The sequence below is a fragment of the Nitratidesulfovibrio sp. 1201_IL3209 genome (assembly GCF_036763125.1).
Classification (GTDB): Bacteria; Desulfobacterota; Desulfovibrionia; order Desulfovibrionales; family Desulfovibrionaceae; genus Cupidesulfovibrio.
The window spans coordinates 1-20,137 of the sequence record NZ_JBAIYT010000019.1 but is presented as its reverse complement, the minus strand read 5'-3'; the positions used below and the strand labels follow the sequence as shown (position 1 = coordinate 20,137).

At 70.2% G+C, this 20,137-nt stretch carries 15 protein-coding genes and 1 pseudogene; 10 read left to right on the top strand and 6 right to left on the bottom strand.

Annotation, left to right across the window (positions count from 1 at the left end; translation table 11 throughout):
• The first annotated feature begins 132 nt into the window (after positions 1-132).
• From V6B97_RS10275 to V6B97_RS10245, 7 genes are all read left to right on the top strand, one after another.
• The gene (locus tag V6B97_RS10275) at positions 133-582 is read left to right on the top strand and encodes a MarR family winged helix-turn-helix transcriptional regulator (protein WP_333506414.1); all 450 of its coding nucleotides are present in this window, start codon (positions 133-135) and stop codon (positions 580-582) included.
• 107 nt (positions 583-689) lie between these two features.
• Positions 690-1,535 carry a DUF169 domain-containing protein gene (locus tag V6B97_RS10270; protein WP_333506413.1) on the top strand — a complete coding sequence of 282 codons (846 nt, stop codon included), beginning with the start codon at positions 690-692 and terminating at the stop codon, positions 1,533-1,535.
• 330 nt (positions 1,536-1,865) lie between these two features.
• Positions 1,866-2,735, top strand: a complete 870-nt coding sequence (locus tag V6B97_RS10265; RefSeq protein ID WP_333506412.1) for a TetR/AcrR family transcriptional regulator — start codon at positions 1,866-1,868, stop codon at positions 2,733-2,735.
• 271 nt (positions 2,736-3,006) lie between these two features.
• Positions 3,007-4,281, top strand: a complete 1,275-nt coding sequence (locus tag V6B97_RS10260) for an efflux RND transporter periplasmic adaptor subunit (protein WP_333506411.1) — start codon at positions 3,007-3,009, stop codon at positions 4,279-4,281.
• Positions 4,282-4,305: 24 nt separating this feature from the next.
• Entirely contained in the window at positions 4,306-7,542 is a 3,237-nt protein-coding gene (locus V6B97_RS10255) for an efflux RND transporter permease subunit (RefSeq protein ID WP_333506410.1), read from the top strand.
• Positions 7,535-9,091, top strand: a complete 1,557-nt coding sequence (locus V6B97_RS10250; protein ID WP_333506409.1) for an efflux transporter outer membrane subunit — start codon at positions 7,535-7,537, stop codon at positions 9,089-9,091. The genes V6B97_RS10255 and V6B97_RS10250 overlap by 8 nt, the downstream gene beginning before the upstream one ends.
• Positions 9,088-9,639, top strand: a complete 552-nt coding sequence (locus V6B97_RS10245; protein WP_333506408.1) for a MarR family winged helix-turn-helix transcriptional regulator — start codon at positions 9,088-9,090, stop codon at positions 9,637-9,639. Before V6B97_RS10250 ends, V6B97_RS10245 begins: the two co-directional genes overlap by 4 nt.
• A 152-nt stretch (positions 9,640-9,791) precedes the next feature.
• Here the strand turns inward: V6B97_RS10245 and V6B97_RS10240 are convergent, their stop codons facing one another.
• From V6B97_RS10240 to V6B97_RS10230, 3 genes are all read right to left on the bottom strand, one after another.
• Entirely contained in the window at positions 9,792-9,968 is a 177-nt protein-coding gene (locus V6B97_RS10240) for a hypothetical protein (RefSeq protein WP_333506407.1), read from the bottom strand.
• Between the two features lie 177 nt (positions 9,969-10,145).
• The gene (locus V6B97_RS10235; protein WP_333506406.1) at positions 10,146-11,825 is read right to left on the bottom strand and encodes an efflux transporter outer membrane subunit; all 1,680 of its coding nucleotides are present in this window, start codon (positions 11,823-11,825) and stop codon (positions 10,146-10,148) included.
• Positions 11,822-12,523, bottom strand: a complete 702-nt coding sequence (locus tag V6B97_RS10230; protein ID WP_333506405.1) for a TetR/AcrR family transcriptional regulator — start codon at positions 12,521-12,523, stop codon at positions 11,822-11,824. Before V6B97_RS10230 ends, V6B97_RS10235 begins: the two co-directional genes overlap by 4 nt.
• 129 nt (positions 12,524-12,652) lie before the next feature.
• Between V6B97_RS10230 and V6B97_RS10225 the strand changes: the two genes are divergently transcribed.
• The 3 genes from V6B97_RS10225 to V6B97_RS10215 are packed head-to-tail and all read left to right on the top strand — an operon-like array spanning position 12,653 to position 18,220.
• Complete coding sequence (locus tag V6B97_RS10225; protein ID WP_333506404.1) at positions 12,653-13,753, top strand: HlyD family efflux transporter periplasmic adaptor subunit; 1,101 nt, start codon at positions 12,653-12,655, stop codon at positions 13,751-13,753.
• Positions 13,750-16,905: an ATP-binding cassette domain-containing protein gene (locus tag V6B97_RS10220; protein WP_333506403.1), complete on the top strand. Its 3,156-nt coding sequence runs from the start codon at positions 13,750-13,752 to the stop codon at positions 16,903-16,905. Before V6B97_RS10225 ends, V6B97_RS10220 begins: the two co-directional genes overlap by 4 nt.
• A 10-nt stretch (positions 16,906-16,915) precedes the next feature.
• Complete coding sequence (locus V6B97_RS10215) at positions 16,916-18,220, top strand: ABC transporter permease (protein ID WP_333506402.1); 1,305 nt, start codon at positions 16,916-16,918, stop codon at positions 18,218-18,220.
• 138 nt (positions 18,221-18,358) lie between these two features.
• On the opposite strand, the gene V6B97_RS10210 is transcribed toward V6B97_RS10215, so the two are convergent.
• The 3 genes and pseudogenes from V6B97_RS10210 to V6B97_RS10200 all read right to left on the bottom strand — a co-directional run.
• Positions 18,359-18,814 carry a hypothetical protein gene (locus V6B97_RS10210; protein ID WP_333506401.1) on the bottom strand — a complete coding sequence of 152 codons (456 nt, stop codon included), beginning with the start codon at positions 18,812-18,814 and terminating at the stop codon, positions 18,359-18,361.
• Between the two features lie 33 nt (positions 18,815-18,847).
• Positions 18,848-19,789: a zinc dependent phospholipase C family protein gene (locus V6B97_RS10205; protein ID WP_333506400.1), complete on the bottom strand. Its 942-nt coding sequence runs from the start codon at positions 19,787-19,789 to the stop codon at positions 18,848-18,850.
• A gap of 246 nt (positions 19,790-20,035) precedes the next feature.
• Positions 20,036-20,137: pseudogene (locus V6B97_RS10200) on the bottom strand (IS200/IS605 family transposase); the annotation flags it as partial.

Here is a 20,137-nt window from a genome sequence, read left to right as displayed (position 1 = left end):
TCCCGGCGGCCACGCGCGTGGCCCGGTCCATGTCCTGCGCCTTCCCTCCCGCCTCCGGCGCGAAACGTCCTCTCCCTACTTCCCCTGCGCGACTAGTTGACAACGCCAACCATCTTTGGCACGATAGTTGTCATGAACAACGATTTCTATGTCCTGGAAGACCTAGGGTTCATGACCATCACGGCCAACCGGCTCATGGCCGCCTTTCTCCGCCGCAGGATGGCCCGGGAGGGCATCGACCTCACCGCCGAGCAGTGGGGGGTGCTGGTACTCGTCTGGAACAGGGGCAGCATCGGCCAGGACGAACTGGCCCATATCGCGTGCGTGGACAAGACCAGCATGAGCCGCGCGCTCGCCGCCATGGAGCGGAAGGGGCTCATCGTGCGCACCCCCGACTCTATCGACGCCCGCCGCAAGGTCATCAGCGCCACGGAAAAAGCCGACGAACTCAAGGAACGCAGCCGGGCCGTCACTGAAGAGGTGCTGGCCCTCACCCTGAAGGACGTCAGCCCGCAGGACCACGCCACCTGCATACGGGTGCTGGCCACGGTGAAGGAAACCCTGCGCGCCACCGGGCGCTGAGCCGGGCCGCCGGGCCACCGGGCCGCCACGCGGCAACAGGAAACGCCACACGGAAAGAGGGGCCGCCGCGCGGCCTTGCCATTCCCCAACAACACGGGAGGAACGCCATGCAGACCGTCATCGAACGTACCCAACGCCTGCTGGAACTGCTGGGCCACGACGAGGAACCCTTCGGCGTGCACTACACCGACCGGAAACCCGCCGACGGCTTCGGTCCCAAACCCGGCGAGATCTTCACCCGCGACCGCGAGGCCGCCGGGCAAATCGACTGGCAGAAGGCGTTCGGCAACGAGTTTTCCTGTCTCATGGGCAACATGTGGCTGGCCCGCAAGAAAAAGAAGGCGGCGTGGATCAGCCACGAGGCCTGCGGCTGCATGGGCGGCGGCTTCTATTCCGGCATGTACCGCCCGTACCTGGAAACCAACATCTTCTACGTGACCACGGGCATTCCCGGCACGCCCATGGAAGGCGAACACTACCTGCCCGACCACCAATCCATGCGCGCCTTCATGGACGACACCATTCCTCCGGAAGCCCCGGCCAAGTACTGTGTGCTCAAGCCGCTGAGCCAGTTCGGCGACGGCGAGGAACCGCTGGTGGTGGCCTTCTTCGCCCGGCCGGAAGCGCTCAACGGGCTGTTCTCGCTGGCCTGCTACGCCACGGGCAGCCACAACGCCGTGGCCTCTCCGTTCAGCGCCGGGTGCGGCAGCCTCATCGCCTGGCCGCTGGCTTACCAGCAGCGCGGCGAGGAGCGCGCCGTGCTGGGCGGGTTCGACCTTTCGGCCCGCAAGTTCATGAAGACCGACGAAATGAGCTTTGCCGTGCCGCTGCCCATGTACCGCAAGATGCTGGACGCCATGGAGCATTCCGCGCTCACCCGCGACACCTGGCGGGGCGTGCGCAAGAAGGTGGCCAAAAGCATGCGCGCCTGGGGCGAAGGCCCGGCCGGTTGATACGATGACGTTCCGGTGATGCCCCGGTGACGCCCCGATGATGCCCCAGTGGTGCCTTGGTCGCGCCGGGGCGGGGCCGGGCGCGGCAAGCGCCGTCCCGGCCCCGCCTGTCCGGCCCACCCGGAACCCGGCCCGAAAAATCATTCACCCGCACCCACGCCCGGCCGCAAGACTGAGCCATGACATCCCGCCCGGCCTCCCCCCTTGCAGTCCGCAGCGCATGGCAAGGGTTGACAGGGGAGGTCCGGCGGCATATCCACGTTTCAAACAATGATTGAATGTTGAATTTGAAACTATGTTGGCAACCGGTGAAACGACAGGATGCGGACAATGAGCGACCACGGCCGCACGGCCGGACGGCAGGACCACCCCCACCACGCCGCCCCTCCCGATGAACGGGGCAGGCCGGACAGGCCGGACAGACCGGACAGACCGGACAGGCCGGACAAACAGAGCAGGCAGAGCGGGCGGCACGGGCAGGACTGCCGGGACAGGCAGGATCAGGGCACGCGCGAACGGCTGCTGGCCGCCGCGGCAGAGGTCTTTGCCGAGCACGGCTACACGTCGGCCACGGTGCGCGAAATCTGCCGCCGGGCCGGGGCCAACGTGGCCGCCGTGAATTACCATTTCGGCGGCAAGGACAAGCTGTACGCCGCCATGCTGGACCACTACATGCGCACCTGCCAGGCCACCTTCCCGCTGGACCTGGGGGTGACGCCGGAGTCCACGCCCGAGGAGCGGTTGCGCGCCTTCGTGCGCGGACTGGTGCTGCGCGTGCTGGGCGGCGGCGACGACCCGGTCAGCGAGGCGCACGGCAAGCTGGTGTCCCTGGAGATGATAGACCCCGGCCCCGCCTCGGACGCCCTGATCCGCGAGCACATCGTCCCTGTCAACAACCTGCTGGACGACATCCTGCGCGGGCTGCTGGGCCCGGCGGCCAACGACCCCGAAGTGCTGCGCACCTGCCTGCTGGCCATCTTCGGGCACATCACGTTCTATTTCAACGGCCGGGGCGCCATCGCCCACATCTACGGACGCGAGGATCCGACTCCCGAGTCTCTCGAACGCATAGTGGACGGGGTGACCCGCTTCACCATGGGCGGCATCGCGGCCATGTCCGGGGGAAACAACTGCCACACCGTCGGGCCGCCCGAGCCATGCCGCCCGGCGCGTGAAGCCACCGGCCCGTCCAAGCCATGATGCCCGGCACGCGAGGGGCGCGGCCCGTACCGGCCGCAACCCGCCGGACCATGACGCGGCGCGGGGTTGACGGCCCCTCCCGCCCCATGTAGAACGCGGCACTTCGATAGCTCGCTACAGAATAGCAACCTACCGGATTCCCCCGTCCCCAGCCCGCCCCGTCGCACCGGCGGACCGGCACGGCGCACCGGAATTCCGGGAGACACACCCAACCGTCCCGCATGTCGGCGCACCGGGCGTACCCCACGCCGCGCCGAGGAGGAACCACCCCATGCAACACCGCTTCCCCATTCCGTCTCCCCGCCCCCGCGCCGCAGCCGCCGCCATGGCGCGGCCCCTGCCTGCCCTGCACATGGGGTTGTTCGCCCTGGTCCTGGCCCTGGCGGCCGTGCTGACCGGCTGCAAGGACGAATCCGCCGCCCCCAAGGCCGCGCCCGCCCCGCTGGTGGTGGTGCAGCAGGTGCAGCCGCGCGACCTGCCCCTGACCTACGAATACGTGGGGCAGACGGCCGGCTCGCGCGAGGTCGAGGTGCGCGCCCGGGTGGGCGGCATCCTGCTGCGCCGCGCCTATGCGGAAGGCCGCCCGGTGAAGAAGGGCGACCTGATGTTCGAGATCGACCCCGAACCGTTCAAGGCGGACCTGGACCAGGCCCTGGGCCAGCAGGCCCAGGCCGAGGCGCGCCTGCAAAGCGCCCAGAGCAACCGCGACCGCGTGCTGCCCCTGTACCGCGAGAACGCCGTCAGCCAGAAGGACCGCGACGACGCCGTGGCCGAGTTCGATTCGGCCAGGGCCGCGCTGGAAGAGGCGCGCGCCCGCGTGAAGACCGCGCGCATCAACCTCGGCTACACCCGGGTCGAGGCCCCCATCTCGGGCATGACCAGCAAGGAGACCCGGTCCGAAGGCAGCCTGGTCACCACCACCGCCGACGGCAGCCTGCTGACCACCATCTCCAAGGTGGACCCGGTGTACGTGAACTACTCCGCCCCCAGCGTGGACCTGTTCCGCCTGCGCCGCATGCGCGAGGAAGGCAAGATCACCCTGCCCCAAAAGGGCTACGACGTCACCGTGCGCCTCATCGACGGCTCCACCTACAAGCGCACCGGCACCGTGAACTTCATCGACCCGCTGGTGGACCCGCTGACCGGCACCATCCGCGTGCGCGCCGAATTCCCCAACCCCGAGGCGGAAGTGCTGCCCGGCCAGTTCGTGCGCGTGATCATGACCGGCGCGGTGTACAACAACGCCCTGGCCATTCCCCAGCGCGCCGTGCTGCAAACCCAGCAGGGCCCCATGGTGTGGGTGATCGGCGAAGGCGACGTGGCCCAGCCGCGCCCCGTGGAGATCGGCCTGCCCATCGGCAACGAATACATCGTGGAAAAGGGTCTTGCCGCCGGTGAACGCTACGTGGTCGAGGGGCTTCTGAAGGTGCGCCCCGGCCAGCCGGTGACCATCGGCCAGCCGCGCGAAGCCCAACCCGGCCAGAACGGCCAGAGCGGGCAGTCCCCCGCCGGAAATGCGACCAAGGCCGCAAACCAGGGCTCCTAGCCCGGCCCCTAGCAGGATTCCACAATGATATCACGCTTTTTCATACACCGCCCCATCTTCGCGTGCGTGATCTCCATCGTGATCATGCTGGCGGGGTTCATGGCCATGCGCACGCTGCCCATCGCGCAGTACCCGGAAATCGTGCCGCCGCAGGTCATCGTCTCCGCCGTGTATCCCGGCGCCAGCCCCGAGGTCATCGCGGCCACGGTGGCCTCGCCGCTGGAGCAGCAGATCAACGGCGTGGATGGCATGCTGTACATGAACTCGGTCAGCGCCGGCAACGGCGCGATGACCATTTCCGTGTCCTTCGCCGTGGGCACCGACCCCGACCAGGCCACCATCAACGTCAACAACCGCGTGCAGGCGGCCACCGCCGCGCTGCCGGAAGAGGTGCGCCGCCAGGGCGTCACGGTGACCAAGCGGTCGCCCTCCATCCTGCAGGTGGCGAACATGTTCTCGCCCGACGGCCGGTACGACTCGGTGTACATCAGCAACTACGTGCTGGTGAACGTGGTGGACGAGCTGAAGCGCCTGCCCGGCGTGGGCGACGCCTCCATCTTCGGCGCCAAGGACTACTCCATGCGCGTCTGGCTGCACCCGGACAAGCTGGCCCAGCTCAAGCTGACCCCCGGCGACGTGGCGCTGGCCATCCGCGAGCAGAACGCCCAGTTCGCGGCCGGGCGCATCGGGCAGGAGCCGTCCAGCAGCCCGCTGGAACTGAACTACCTGGTCACCACCAAGGGCCGCCTGACCACCCCCGAGGAATTCGAGAACATCATCCTGCGCGCCGAGCCCGACGGCTCCACCCTGCTGCTCAAGCACGTGGCCCGCGTGGAACTGGGCGCCAAGGACTACGACGTCCGCACCCAGCTCAACGGCAAGCCCACGGTGGCCGTGGGCGTGTTCCTGACGCCCGGCGCCAACGCGCTGGAAACGGCCGACGGCGTGGCCGCCAAGATGCAGGAACTGTCGCAGCGCTTCCCCGACGGCATCAGCTATTCCATCCCCTACGACACCACCAAGTTCGTGCGCATCTCCATCAACGAGGTGGTGCACACCCTGGTGGAAGCCATGGTGCTGGTGTTCCTGGTGGTGTTCCTGTTCCTGCAGAACTGGCGGGCCACGCTCATCCCCTGCCTTGCGGTGCCGGTGTCCATCGTGGGCACCTTCGCGGGCATGTACGCGCTGGGCTTCTCCATCAACACGCTGACGTTGTTCGGCCTTGTGCTGGCCATCGGCATCGTGGTGGACGACGCCATCGTGGTGCTGGAAAACGTGGAGCGCATCATGTCCTCCGAGCGGCTGACGCCGCGCAAGGCCACCATCAAGGCCATGGAGGAAGTGACCGGGCCGGTCATCGCCATCGTGCTGGTGCTGTGCTCGGTGTTCATTCCCGTGGCCTTCATGGGCGGCCTTGCCGGGCAGATGTACAAGCAGTTCGCCATCACCATCGCGGTGTCGGTGGTCATCTCGGGCCTGGTGGCCCTGACGCTGACGCCCGCCCTGTGCGCGCTGATGCTGAAGCCCGGCCATCATGAGCCGCCTGCCTTCTTCCGCTGGTTCAACGCGTGGTTCGAGCGCGTCACCCACCGCTACACCGGCGGGGTGACCTTCCTCATCCGCCGCGCGGGCCTCGCGCTGGTGCTGTTCGCCTGCCTTGGCGGCGTCACCTGGCACCTCTTCCAGATCGTGCCCGGCGGCCTCGCCCCGGACGAGGACCAGGGCTACATCATCGGCCTGTCCATCCTGCCCGACGGCGCCAGCCTGCAACGCACCCGCGTGGTGGCCGACCTGATCGACAAGAGCCACATGGAAGACCCCCGCGTGGCCAACCTGATCACCCTGACCGGCTACGACCTGCTCTCCGGCGTGCCCAAGCCCAACTTCGTCACCTCGTTCGTGCCGCTGAAGCCGTGGGACGAACGCAAGGGCGAGGGGCAGTCGTCGTTCGACTACGCCCGCAAGGTCTTCGGCGTGGGCATGGGCGTGCCCGAAGGCATCGTGCTGGCCTTCAACCCGCCGCCCATCTCGGGCATGAGCAACACCGGCGGCTTCGAACTGTACGTGCAGAACCGCGGCGAAGGCGACAGCAAGGAACTGGCCGCCACGGTGAACAAGCTCATCGCCGCCGCGGCCAGGCGGCCGGAACTGGCGGGCGTGCAGACCACCTTCAGCGCCAACGCGCCGCAGTTGTTCATCAGCCTGGACCGCAACAAGGCGAAGGCCCTGGGCGTGCCGGTGAACACCATCTTCGACACCATGCAGGCCACCTTCGGGGCCAGCTACATCAACGACTTCAACAAGTTCGGCCGTACCTTCAAGGTGCAGTTGCAGTCCGAGGCCGACTTCCGCGCCCGCCCGTCGGACGTGGCCAACGTGTTCGTGCGCTCCAACTCGGGCGAGATGATCCCCCTCACCTCGCTGGTGGAGGTGCAGGAAGTGACCGGCCCCGAGGTGGTGGAACGCTTCAACGTGTTCCCCGCCGCCAAGGTGGTGGGCGGCCCCGCCGCCGGGTACAGCTCTGGCCAGGCCATCGCGGCCGTCGAGCAGGTGGCGGCGGAGGTGCTGCCCGCGGAATACACCCTGGCCTGGTCCGGCTCCGCCTACCAGGAAAAGCAGACCGGCGGCTCCTCGTCGCTGGTGTTCGTGCTGGGCCTGGTCATGGTCTTCCTGATCCTGGCGGCGCAGTACGAAAAGTGGTCGCTGCCGCTGGCGGTCATCATGGCCGTGCCGTTCGCCCTGTTCGGGGCCATCTGCGCGGTGTGGCTGCGCGGCCTCGCCAACGACGTGTACCTCCAGATCTCGCTGGTCACGCTCATCGGCCTCGCGGCCAAGAACGCCATCCTCATCGTGGAATTCGCGGTGATCAAGCGGCACGAGGGGCTTTCGCTGGTGGAATCGGCCATCGAGGCCGCCCGCCTGCGCTTCCGGCCCATCATCATGACCTCGCTGGCCTTCGTGCTGGGCTGCGTGCCGCTGGCCATCAGCACCGGCGCGGGCGCGGCCAGCCGACACTCCATCGGCACCGGCGTCATCGGCGGGATGCTGGCGGCGACCTTCATCGCCACCTTCTTCATCCCCATGTTCTACCGGTTGATCATGGGCGCCAGCGAACGCATGCGCGGCACCGAGGCCATGCGCACCATGGCCGTGGGCAAGTACTGCGAGGAGGACCGCCACTCGGCCTTCGAGGACCTGCCGGATGACGGCGCCGCGGGAGAGGGCGACGACGCCTGCAACAAGGAGAAGCGCCATGACTAGCCTTCAGGGCTTCACATGCGACGGGGGGCGGCGCACGGCCGCCCCGGCTCACGGGGCGCGCCCGGCGCCCCCGCTGTTGGCGAAAACGCTGGCGGCGGTGCTGCTGGCGGCCATGCTGGCCGGGTGCGCCTTCGGCCCCGACCATGCCCGGCCCGCCATGGACCTGCCCGACGCCTGGCGCGAGGGCACGGCCGACGCGGGCGCGGTGCAGGACGGCTGGTGGAAGGGCTTCGACGACCCGGCCCTGGACGCCCTGGTGGCCGCCGCGCTGGACCACAACCGCGACCTGGCCAAGGCCATCGCCAACGTGGACGAGGCCCGCGCCCAACTGGGCCTTGCCCGGGCCGACCAGATGCCCCGGCTGGACGCCAGGGGCGGTTCCGAGCGCCAGCGCTATTCGCTGAACAGCCTCAACTCGTTCACCGAAGACACCCGCATCCAGGACCTGCACAACGTGGGCGGCGCGCTGTCGTACGAGGTGGACCTGTGGGGCCGCTACCGCCGCGCCACCGAGGCCGCCCGCGCCCAGCTGCTGTCCACCGTGGCCGCGCGCGACACCGTGCGCCTGGCCCTGACGGCGCAGGTGGCCCGCACCTACTTCGACCTGCGCGCCTACGACCAGCAATTGCAGGTGGCCCGCGACACGCTGGCCTCGCGCGAATCCACGCAGGAGTTGCGCAAGGTGCGCTTCGAACTGGGCCTGACCAGCGAACTGGACTACCGCCAGGCCATTGCCGAAGCCGCCGCCGCCCGGTCCACCGTGCACACCCTGCAGTACAACGTGGCCGCCAGCGAAGGCGCGCTGGGCGTGCTGACGGGCAGGAGCCCGCGCGACATCGTGTCCGGCACCGTGGAGCGCGGCCTGGCCGTGGACGCCGTGCCCGTGCCCCCCAGCGTGCCCGCCGGGCTGCCCTCGGCCCTGCTGGAACGCCGTCCGGACATCGTGCAGGCGGAACAGCAGCTGGCCGCGGCCAGCGCCAACATCGGCGTGGCCAAGGCGGCGTACTTCCCGTCCATCTCGCTCACCGGCCTGCTGGGCTACGAGAGCACCGACCTGACCCGGCTGTTCACCGGGCCTTCCGGCACGTGGCGGTACGCGGGCAGCGTGACCATGCCCATCTTCGACTTCGGCCGGGTCAAGGCCGGGGTGGAGGCGGCCGAGGCACGCCAGCGCGCCGCCCTGGCCGGGTACGAAAAGGCCGTGCAGGACGCCTTCCGCGAGGCGCAGGACGCCCTGGTGGCCAACCGCAAGGCGCGCGGCGTGGTGGAGGCGCAGACCACCCAGATCACCGCGCTGCGCCGCTCGCTGCACCTGGCCAGGCTGCGCTACGACAACGGGTATTCCAGCTACCTCGAAGTGCTGGACGCCGAACGCACCCTGTTCGAGGTGGAGATATCCCTGGCCTCGGCCCAGCGCGACCAGCTGGTGGCCGTGGTCGAGATCTACCGCGCCCTGGGCGGCGGCTGGGCGGGCATCGCCCCGCAGCAATCCGGCGAGACGGGGAGCGCGGCGGCCCCGGCCGGAAAGCCCGTGGCGACCGCGCAATGAACGAATGCCGCCGCTGCCGCGTGGACCGCGCCGAGCGCCATGGCGCGCACGGCTTCGGCCACACCGTGAAGGAACTGGCCCGCGCCTGGCGGGCCGAGTTCGACCGGCGCTTCCGCCCCATGGGCCTGTCCGACACCAGTTGGGTGGTCATCTGGCTGCTGTCCGAGCACGGCACGCTGCCCCAGGGCCGCGTGGCCGAACTGCTGGGCGTGGAGGGCCCCACCCTGGTGCGCCTGCTGGACCGCATGGAAAAGGAGGGCTGGGTGCGCCGCCAGCCGTCGGAAACCGACCGCCGGGTGAAGCTGGTGGCCCTGACCGACCAGGCCCGCCCGGTGTACGACGCCATGCTGGGCATCGGTTTCGCCCTGCGCGACGAGTTGATGGACGGCATCCCCGAGGAGCACGTGACCATCGCCCACACGGTGATGCTGCGCCTGCTGGACAAACTGAACGGGCTGGACGGGCTGGACGGGCTGAGCGGGCAGGATGGGCAGGATGGGGGCGAGGCGGGGGCATGCGGCCCCTGCCGCCCGGAAACCACGGACTGACGGCGGCGCGGCGTCAGCCGCGCCGGTCCCGTGCACGTCCGGCGCGGGTCCGGAGGCCAGACCCCGGCAGATGATGGACCAACGACAACGCGGCGTCTTCGCAGGAAGACGCCGCGTTTTTCGTCGCGCGGGCACGGCGGGGAAAGGCGGTGCTATCTGGGCAGGCCGCCCAGCACGCCGCCGAACATGGCGACCATGGCCCCCACCACGCAGACGATGGCCACGGTCCTGGCCTTGGGGTCACCGGCCTTGTGGCGCTTCCACGCCACGAACGCCTGGTACCACAGCCACGCGCCGAGCACGGTCAGGATCAAGGGAATGACGGGCATGGGGCCTCCTTTGGAAAGGTCCGTTCTGTCCGGAAGGATGGAACCCGGCTCACTGCTCCGGGCATGACGCCGGAAGGCATGACGCCGGACGGTGCGCCGTCATGGCACGGAGCGCGCCGTCATGCAAGCCCCTGCCGGGGCGTGACGCCCGTGGCCCGTGGCCCGTCGTAACGTGCGTCACTGGCGCGCGGCCTGGGGCGCGGACTGCGTCCCCGCAGGGCCAGCAGCCGGGGCCAGCGCCGGGGCCGCCGCCGGAGTCCCGCCGGGTGCGTCATCAACCGACGGGGCCGCCGCCGGAACCGGTCCGGCCCCCCCGGCTCCTTCAGTCCAGCCGCCGCCCAGGGCCTTGTACAGCGCCACCAGATGCAGCAGTACGCCGGAACGGCTGCGGGCCAGGGCCTCTTCCACCTCCAGCTGGCGGCGCTCGGCGTCCAGCACGGTCAGCAGGTCGTCCACGCCCTCCATGTAGCGCACCTTGGCCAGCCGGGTGGCCTCGGCCTGCGCGTCCAGCGAGCGGGACAGCCGTTCGCGTTCCACGAAGGATTCGGCGTAGCGGGCCAGCGAGGTTTCCACCTCCTCGAAGGCCACCAGCACGGTCTTGCGCCAGCGCTCCAGGGTGGCCTCGCGCCGGGCCTCCAGCGCGGCCACGGCGGCGCGGGTGCGCCCGCCCTCGAAGATGGCCCAGCGCACGCCCGGCATGATGGTCCAGGCGCGGCTGTCGTCGCGGAACAGGTCGGAGAAATGGATGCTGTTCAGCCCGTACGAGCCGGTGAGCGAGAACTTGGGGAACAGGTCCGCCTCGCGCTGGCCGATGTCGGCCGTGGCCGCGTGCAGTTCGTGCTCCACGCGGCGGATGTCCGGACGGCGCAGCAACAGGTCCGAGGGCAGGCCCACGGGCACCAGGTCGGGCACGGGGGGCAGGGGGGCACGGGGGGCCAGCCGGTCGCGCAGGGCGGCCGGGGCCATGCCGCACAGCACGCCCAGCCGGTGGATGGCGGCGTCCGTGGCCGCGCGCAGCGGGGGCACCAACGCCTCGGTGCGCTCCAACTGGGCCTCGGCCTGCAACACGTTCATGTCGCTGGCCACGCCCACGTCGCGGCGCAGCCGCACCAGGTCCAGGGTGCGGCGCTGGGCGTCGGCGTTGCGTTCGGCCACGTCCAGCCGGGCCTGCGCGCCGCGCAGTTCCACGTAGGCGCGGGCCGTTTCCGCCGCCACCGAAAGCTGCACGTCGGACAGCCCGGCCTCGGCCGCCTGCTGCCGGGCGCGGGCCGCTTCCACGCCGCGCCGCGCGCCGCCGAAGATGTCGATTTCCCACCGCGCGTCGAACCCGGCCTGGTACAGGTCGCTTTCCAGGGGCATGCGGGCCGCTTGCAGCGACTGCCCGGTCAGGGTGTTACTACTCACCCGGCTGCGCTCGAAGCTGCCGCCCGCCGACGCCTCGGGCAGCAGCGCGCCCCGGGCCACGCCCACCACGGCGCGGGCCTCGCGCAGGTTGGCGGCGGCCATCAGGGCGTCGTTGTTGTGCCCCACGGCCGTGGCCACCAGTTCCGACAGCAGCGGGTCGCCCATGCGGTCCCACCACCGGCCGTCGGGGGCGGCGGCGGTCACCGTGGCGCGGGCGGCCCCGGAACCGTCGGGGGCGGCGTCATCCTTGCCTGCGGCTGCGGAAAGTTCCGGCCGGGTCCTGGCGGCGCTCCACTCCGTGGGCGCGGCGGGCGGGACGGGCCGGTCGTAGTCCGGCCCCACGGCGCAGCCCGAAAGGGCAAGCCCCGAAAGGACGAGGGCGGACAGCGTCAGGAAGGGGATCAGCCCCCGCAAGATGCGGGGATGTCGCGCCGGTGCGCGGTGCGCGTTCATGGCGTCTCCTGCGGCAATGGCGACCCCGGCTGGATGGCGGCCACCTGCCGCAGTCCGCCGGTGACGAAGGCCAGGGTGTGCGCGGTGAGCGGTTCCAGCCCGTCGGCCGAAAGGGCGAGGCCGGGAAACACCCGGCGGAAAATCTCGCGGTTCAGGTACAGGCTGAGGCACATGGCGATGATGTTCATGCACGAAAGCTGGACGGACGGATCACTGTCCGGACGCCCCAGCAGTTCGGACACCGCCCCGCGCAGGAACATGGACTTGGGCGCGATCTCGGCGCGCACCAGTTCGTCCAGGAAGGGCGTGGGGCGCATCATCTCCTGGGTCATCAGCTTCAGTTGCCAGGCCGAGGGGTCGGTGGTGAGCAGGTTGGACAGCAGGTCGCGGATGATGATGCCCACCCGCTCGGCCGGGGGCGCACCGGGCGGCAGCGAGGCGCGCAGGTCTTCGGCCGTGAGGAAGCGGCGGTGCGCCTCGTGCAGGGCGGCGGCGTACAGCTTGTCCTTGCCGCCGAAATGGTAGTTGATGGCCGCCGGGTTGGCCCCGGCCAGGTCGCAGATTTCCTTGCCCGTGGCCCGGTCGTAGCCGTGCTCGGCAAAGACCATGCCCGCCGCCTCCAGCAGGCGCTGGCGGGTGGATTCGCGGCCCTGCTCGCGGGCCGCGGCATGGCCTTTGTGATCGGACGACTTCTTCATGCGCATGCTATAGGATAGCCACAGGGGCCGTGTCAAATTCAAAATTTAAATTTGAATTTGACTTTTGCCCGCCACCCCATTAGTCTGGGGTCATTACCGCGCGGACCCCGCGTGCACCCGGAGCAGCGCATGAAGAAACGCATTCTCGTCCTCGCCGTGCTGGCGCTGTGCATGGCCGGTGGCGTGCTGGCCTGGCGCGCCCTGCGCCCCGCGCCCGACGCGGGGCCGGTGGTGCTGTACGGCAACGTGGACCTGCGCCAGGTTTCCCTGGCCTTCAAGGACGCCGAGCGCGTGGCGCGGGTGCTGGCCCGCGAGGGCGACCGGCTGGCCCCCGGCGCGCTGGTGGCCGTGCTGGAAACCGACCGCCTGGACCGCGAGATATCCCGCGCCAGGGCCCGCGTGGCCGCGCAGGCCGCCGCGCTGGCCCGGCTGGAGAACGGCTCGCGCCCGCAGGAAAAGCGCCGCGCCCGCGCCGATGCCGACGCCGCCGCCGTGGAACTGGCCAACGCCGAACGCACCTACGCCCGGCTGCGCGCCCTGTCCGGCACCGGGGCCGCGCGCGAGCAGGACGTGGACGACGCCCTGGCCGCGCGCGACCGGGCCGCCGCCCGCCTGCGCGTGGCCCAGGCCCAACTGGCCCTGGTGGAGGAAGGCCCCCGGCGCGAGGACATCGACGAGGCCCGTGCCGCGCTGGCCGCCCAGCGGGCCGACCTGGCCGTGCTGGAGCAGCGCCGCGCGGACAGCGAACTGCGGGCGCCCGTGGCCGGGGTGGTGCGCTCGCGCCTGCTGGAGCCGGGCGACATGGCCTCTGCCCAGCGCCCGGTGTGCACCGTGGCCATCACCGACCCCAAGTGGGTGCGCGCCTACCTGACGGAAACCCAGCTCGGCCGGGTGCACGAAGGCATGCCCGCCGAGGTGTCCATCGACGCCCGGCCCGGCCAGCCGCTGGAGGGCTGGCTGGGGTTCATCTCGCCCACGGCGGAATTCACCCCCCGCAACGTGGAAACGCCGGAACTGCGCACCTCGCTGGTGTACGAGGCCCGCGTGTTCGTGCGCGACCCCGACGACGTGCTGCGCCTGGGCATGCCCACCACGGTCACCCTGCGCGAGGGCCACGCGGTGCCCGTGCGGACCGGTGAGACACGACAGGCCAACGCGACCGCCGGGGGGGCGTCCCCCACGGCGCAGGCCGAGGCCCCCCCCACGGCGCAGGCCGGAGCTTCCCAATGACCTCCCCCTCGCCCGTGTTTGCCGCGCGCGGGCTGTGCCGGACCTTCCGCGCTCCGGGAAGCAAGGCTTCGGTTGTCCGGGCGGTGGACGGTGTGACCCTGGACCTTGCCCCCGGCACCATCAACGGCCTTCTCGGCCCCGACGGCGCGGGCAAGACCACCCTGCTGCGCCTGGCCGCCGGGCTGCTGCTGCCCGACGCGGGCAGCCTGACCGTGCTCGGCCGCGACACCGTGGCCGAAGCGCAGGCCGTGCAGTCGGCCATCGGGTACATGCCCCAGCGCTTCGGCCTGTACGAAGACCTTTCCGTGGCCGAAAACCTGTCCCTGTACGCCGACCTGCACGGGGTGTCAGCCGCACAAAAGGCCGAGCGCTGGCCCGCGCTGATGCGCATGACCGGCCTTTCCCCCTTCCTCGACCGGCTGGCCGGGCGGCTTTCCGGCGGCATGAAGCAGAAACTGGGGCTGGCCTGCACCCTGGTGCGCTCGCCCCGGCTGTTGCTGCTGGACGAGCCCACCGTGGGCGTGGACCCGCTGTCGCGGCGCGAACTGTGGAACATCGTGTTCTCGCTGGTGCGCGGGCACGGCATCACCGTGCTGGTCAGCACCGCCTACCTGGACGAGGCGGAACACTGCGACCGGGTGGCCATCATGCATCACGGGCGGCTGGTGGGCGATGGCCCGCCCGGCGATTTCACCCGGCCGCTGGCGGGCCGGACGTGGTTCGTCACCCCCGCCGTGCGCGCCCGGGCGGCCCAGACCCTGCTGGGCGCGGCCCCCGGCGTCACCGATGCGGTGCTGCACGCGGGCGGGGTGCGCCTGCTCACGGACACCCCGGAGGCGGCGCGGGCGCTGCTGGACTGCGGGCTGCTGGCCGGGGAAGGGCAGGAGGCGGGCGCCGTCGGCCGTCTGCATCCCCGCGCCCCCGGCTTCGAGGACGGCTTTCTGGCCCTGTTCGCCGCGCTGCCGCAGGGACCGGACACCGGCGAAGAGCCCGCGCCCGCCGCCGATACCTCCGCCCAGCCTGACTGCGCCCAGCCCGGCCTGGCCGCCTCCCCCGTTCCCGACGCGCCCGATGCACCGGACGCGCCGCCCGTCATCGAGGTGCGCGGCCTGGAACGCCGCTTCGGCACCTTCATGGCCGTGAAGGGGGCCAGCTTCGACGTGCGGCGCGGTGAAATCTTCGGGCTGCTGGGTCCCAACGGCGCGGGCAAGTCCACCATCTTCCGCATGCTCTGCGGCCTGTTGCCGCCCACCGGCGGCAGCCTGCGCGTGGCCGGGGTGGACCTGCGCCGCGCCCCGGCCGCCGCCCGCCGCCGGGTAGGCTACGTGGCCCAGAAATTCTCGCTGTACGGGCAGCTTTCGGTCATCGAAAACCTGCGCTTCTTCGCCAGCGCCTACGGCCTTTCCGGCCCGGCGCGCGACGCCCGCATGGCCTGGGCCCTGCGCGACTTCGACCTGGCCCGCGTGGCCGACGCCCAGAGCGGCGAACTGTCGCTGGGCTACCGCCAGCGGCTGGCCATGGCCTGCGCCCTGATGCACGAGCCGGACATCCTGTTCCTGGACGAGGCCACCTCCGGCGTGGACCCGCTGGCCCGGCGCGAGTTCTGGCGGCGCATCACCGCGCTGGCGGAATCCGGGGTCACGGTCATCGTCACCACCCACTTCCTGGACGAGGCGGAATACTGCGACCGCATGGCCATCCTGGTGGGCGGCGAGGTGCTGGCCCTGGGCACCCCGGCGGAAATCCGTGCCCTGGCCCCCGCGCCCTCCGGTCCCGAATCCGGCCCCGAATCCGTACCCGCACCCGCCAATCCGCCTACCATCGAACGGGCCTTCATCGCGCTGGCGGAGCAACACCGGGCCAGCGCACCGGCCGTGCCCGCCTCCCTTTCCGCGCCCGGCACGTCTCCCTTGTCCGATGCCGCGCCGCTCCCGTCCGGTTCGACATCCGCCATGGCATCGGGCGACCGTTCCGCCCTGCGCGCCCTGCTGGTGCGCATGCGCGGCCTGCTGCGCAAGGAATGGTTGCAGGTGGTGCGCGACCCCAGCGCCATCGCCATCGCGCTGGTCATGCCCGTGGTGCTGCTGCTCCTGTTCGGCTACGGCATCAGCCTGGACGCCCGCGACGTGCCCGTGGCCATCGTGGCCGACGACCTGGGGCCGGAGGCCATGGAGTTCGCCGCGCGGCTGCTGCTGGCCGACACCTTCCGCCCGCGCGTGGCCACCGGCATGCGCCAGGCAGAGGAAGACCTGCGTGCTGGGCGGGTGGACGCCATCGTGCACCTGCAATCGGACTTCGCCCGCCGCCTGTCCGATGTCACGGGCGGGGCGGCCGGGGGCACCGCCCGGCCCGACGGCGCGCCCCCGGCGGGCGACACGGGCACCGTGCCGGTGCAGCTCATCGTCAACGGGGTGGACCCCAACAACGCCCGCACCGTGTCCGGCTACGTCACCTCGGTGTGGCAAGGCTGGCTGTCCGGCCGGGTGGCCGCCGCCGGTCAGGTTCCGGCGGTGCGGCTGGACACGCGCATGTGGTTCAACCCCACCTCGGACAGCCGCCACTTCCTGGTGCCGGGCCTGATGGTGCTGATCATGACCCTGACCGGCGCGCTGCTGACCGCCATGGTCATGGCCCGCGAATGGGAGCGCGGCACCATGGAGGCCCTGCTGGTGACCCCGGTGCGCATGGGCGAACTGCTCACCGGCAAGCTGCTGCCCTATTTCGTGCTGGGCATGGGCGGCATGGTGCTGACCGTGCTCATGGCCCTGTACCTGTTCGGGGTGCCCCTGCGCGGCTCGCTGGCGGTGCTGGCCGGGGCGTCGTCGCTGTTCCTCACGGCGGCGCTGGGCATGGGGCTGTTCATCTCGGTGCTGGCGCGCAACCAGTTCATCGCCGGGCAGGCCGCGCTGCTGGCAACCTTCCTGCCCGCGCTGTTCCTGTCGGGGTTCATCTTCGACCTGGAAAGCACCCCCGCCTTCGTGCAGGTGGTGTCGTACATCATCGCGGCGCGCTACTTCGCCACCCTGCTGAAGACCATCTTCCTGGCGGGCGAGGTGTGGGAGGTCATCGTGCCCAACGCGCTGGCCCTGGCCGCGCTGGCGGCATTCTTCCTGACGGTGGCGAGGCTGCGCTGCCGCAAAAGGCTCGACTAGGGGACGCGCCATGCACGACCGCACCAACACATACCCGGCAGTCCGGCAGTCCGGCCCCGCCGCTGCCCCTCCTGCCGCCCCTGCTCCCACGGACCCGCTGGCGGTAGTGCACCGCCTGCTGGCGCTCATCGCCAAGGAATTCCTGACCCTGCTCAAGGACCCCAAGAGCCGCACGGTGGTCATCCTGCCGCCACTGCTCCAGACCATCATCTTCGGCTACGCCGCCACCTTCGACCTGGTGGACGTGCCCTGCGCCATCTACGACGAGGACCGCAGCGGGGCCTCGCACGAGTTGGCCGCTCGGGTGGCCGGGTCGCCCACCTTCCGGGTGGTGGCGGAAGTTCGCCGCGACGCGGACATGGCCCGCCATCTCGACGCCGGGCAGGTGCGGCTGGTGCTGCGCATCGGGCAGGGCTTCGAGCGCGCCCTGACCCTGCGCGGCGGGGTGGGGGGCATGGCCTCCGGGGCCGCAGGGGGGGATGCCGCGGACGCATCCTCCGTTCCGTCCCCCGCACCCTCGCAGGCTCCTTCCCAGGCCCCCTCCCAGGCTGTGGTCCAGGCCATTGCCGACGGGCGCAACTCCAACACCGCCGGGCTTGCCCTCAACTACATGGCCTCCATCGTGGACGACTTCGGCGCGCGCTACGTGGCCGCCCACGGCGGGCAGCCACGGCCCTCCACGCTGATGACGCGCGCCTGGCACAACCCCAACCTGCTCAGCCGGTGGTTCTTCGTGCCGGGCATCGTGGTCATGGTGACCATGGTGGTCACGCTCATCATCACCGCCCTGTCCGTGGCCCGCGAGCGCGAACAGGGCACCTTCGACCAGATGCTGGTCACCCCCTACCGCCCCACGGAACTGCTGATCGGCAAGGCGGCCCCCGGCTTTCTCGTGGGGCTGTTCGAGGCCACCTTCATCGTGGCCCTGGCCGTGTTCTGGTTCGGGGTGCCCCTGCGCGGCAGCCTGCTGACCCTGTACGCCGGGCTGGTGCTGTTCCTGTTCTCGGTGGTGGGCATCGGCCTGATGATCTCGTCCCTGTCGGTGACCATGCAGCAGGGGCTGCTGGGCATGTTCCTGTTCACCATGCCCGCCGCCATCCTGTCCGGGTTCGCCACGCCCATCGCCAACATGGCCGAGCCGGTGCAGTGGCTGACCTGGGTCAACCCCATGCGCTACGTGCTGATCATCGTGCGCGGGGTGTTCCTGGAAGGGGCGGACCTGGCCCTGCTGGCCCCGCAGCTGTGGCCGCTGGCGCTCATCGGCGCGGTGTGCATGGCCGCCGCCGGGTGGCTGTTCCGCCACCGCATCCAGTGAGGGCAGGACCAGACCGGCCCGGCTGCGACCACGCTGACGGCACCGACCGATTCAAACGAGCCGGGCGGAGCCCCGTGGGCGAAACGCGACGGGGAGGAGGGAGGATGGGGGAGGCGGGGCCACTCCGGCCACGTGGCGTCAGTTGCCGGCGCAGGCCGCTGCCGGGTCGCTGAAGGTGACCTGGCACGGAGGCAGCGGCCTGGCCTGCCAGTGCTGGCCCTTGCGGACGCTGTTCAGACAGTCCATCCGCTCGATGAGCGCATGCCCGCCATCCCCGGTGCACAGCAGTATCACCGGGCGGGGCCTGCCATCCTTGTCGCGCAGGATGACGGCCCGCAGTTGGTAGTCCGCGAGCATCTCGCGGGCCTCGTCGTCCCCCGCCAGCACGAGGGCGGGCAATGTGTCGGGCCGGGCGGGGTCGGCCTCGCCCGTCAACAGCAGGCCCTGAGCCTGCTTGGCCACGCGCTGCATCACCGTGGACAGCGGCCCCATGGTCGCCGGATCCGTGTTGCCGTTGCACTTGGCGCAGGCCGAAAGCAACACGACCACGCCCAGCACGGCCACCAGAGCCACACTGCCGAACCGGCACGCCATGCGCCATTTTCTCGCATTCCATGCGTGCATGCATCACCCCCAAAACACGTGCTTGCTGGAACCGCCATCGTTCAGGCCGGTGTCGAGATTCCACGCGCCCACATGGGCAAGCGCCGCGGCGTCACCCAACAGGGCCGCACGGTACATGCCACCCCACATCTCCCGCACGCTGGCCGCCGCCTTTTCGTAGATGTCGCGATACTCCATGGGGCCGACCGGAGTTGCAAGCTGCGCAAGGTACGTGGTGTCCACGTCCCGCGCCTTCGGATATAGCTTGCCGGGCGCCACGTGCCGTCCCAATGCTACCAGCAGCCGCTCCGTTTCGATCCTGTGCATGACGTCGGCGAAACCGTCGAACCAGCCGTCGATGTCCGGGTCGTCGCCCATGTCGGCTATATCGCCCGTGGCCTCCAGCAGTTGCCTCCACAAGGTAGCGATGACCGGGTCCAGCCTGTCGGGGTCACCGGGCCGAAACAGCTTCTTCAGGCCCGTGCTGACGATGTGGGCACTGGTGGGGTCATCAAGGCCGTGAAACTCCCTGATGAGGTAGGTGTCCTGATGCATCTCGCACTTCTGGTGTTCTGCCTTGGTGTCCGGGCCGTAGGCCCCGCCCACCCGCAGATTGACCACCGGATGCATGGTCACGTCGAAGACCACGTGTGAGGCGAAACCCAGAAGCCAGGCAAAGGCCCTTGCCTGTGCCGGACCAGCCCCAAGGCGATGCACGGCTGCGGCACCGGCGTGCAGCCGCGCCCCGGTTCGGGCATGATGCATCCGATCCGCCCACCGATTCGCGGATTTGCTGAGACCGAAATGGGCCAGGTACGGCATGTCCGGCGAGATGGCCCCCAGTTCCACGTAGGCGGGATGTTGCAGCACAAGCCCCGCCGCCGCATCCGGCAGCCCGCTGGCGGCAAGATTGTCCGCATCCGTGTTGTACATCACCATGGTCAGATGGGCATACGCGCCGGGCATGGGGCCTCCGTGCAGAGCCGCCGGAGGGCGGGCTGTGGGGCATGGCCGCCGGAATGGCGGAGCGGCGGGTGGCGGCCGCACCCCATGTTTATCGCACCTACTATACAACGCAATGAGAACATGCGGTGCCGCCCAGGAAATAAAAATCCACCGGCATAGCCGGTGGTATTTCATATGCGCCTGTAAGGCTCTGTTACCAGCAGCGCCCTAGCAGGCGCATGTTTAGATCTGGCATCTGCATATCTGCTACTTGCGGCCCGTAAACGGGCTTCCGGGATACGGTAGGGACAACTGGTCACCAAGTTTATCAGACTCTAGCTGATGTTTGATGTATTCCTGAATCTTACG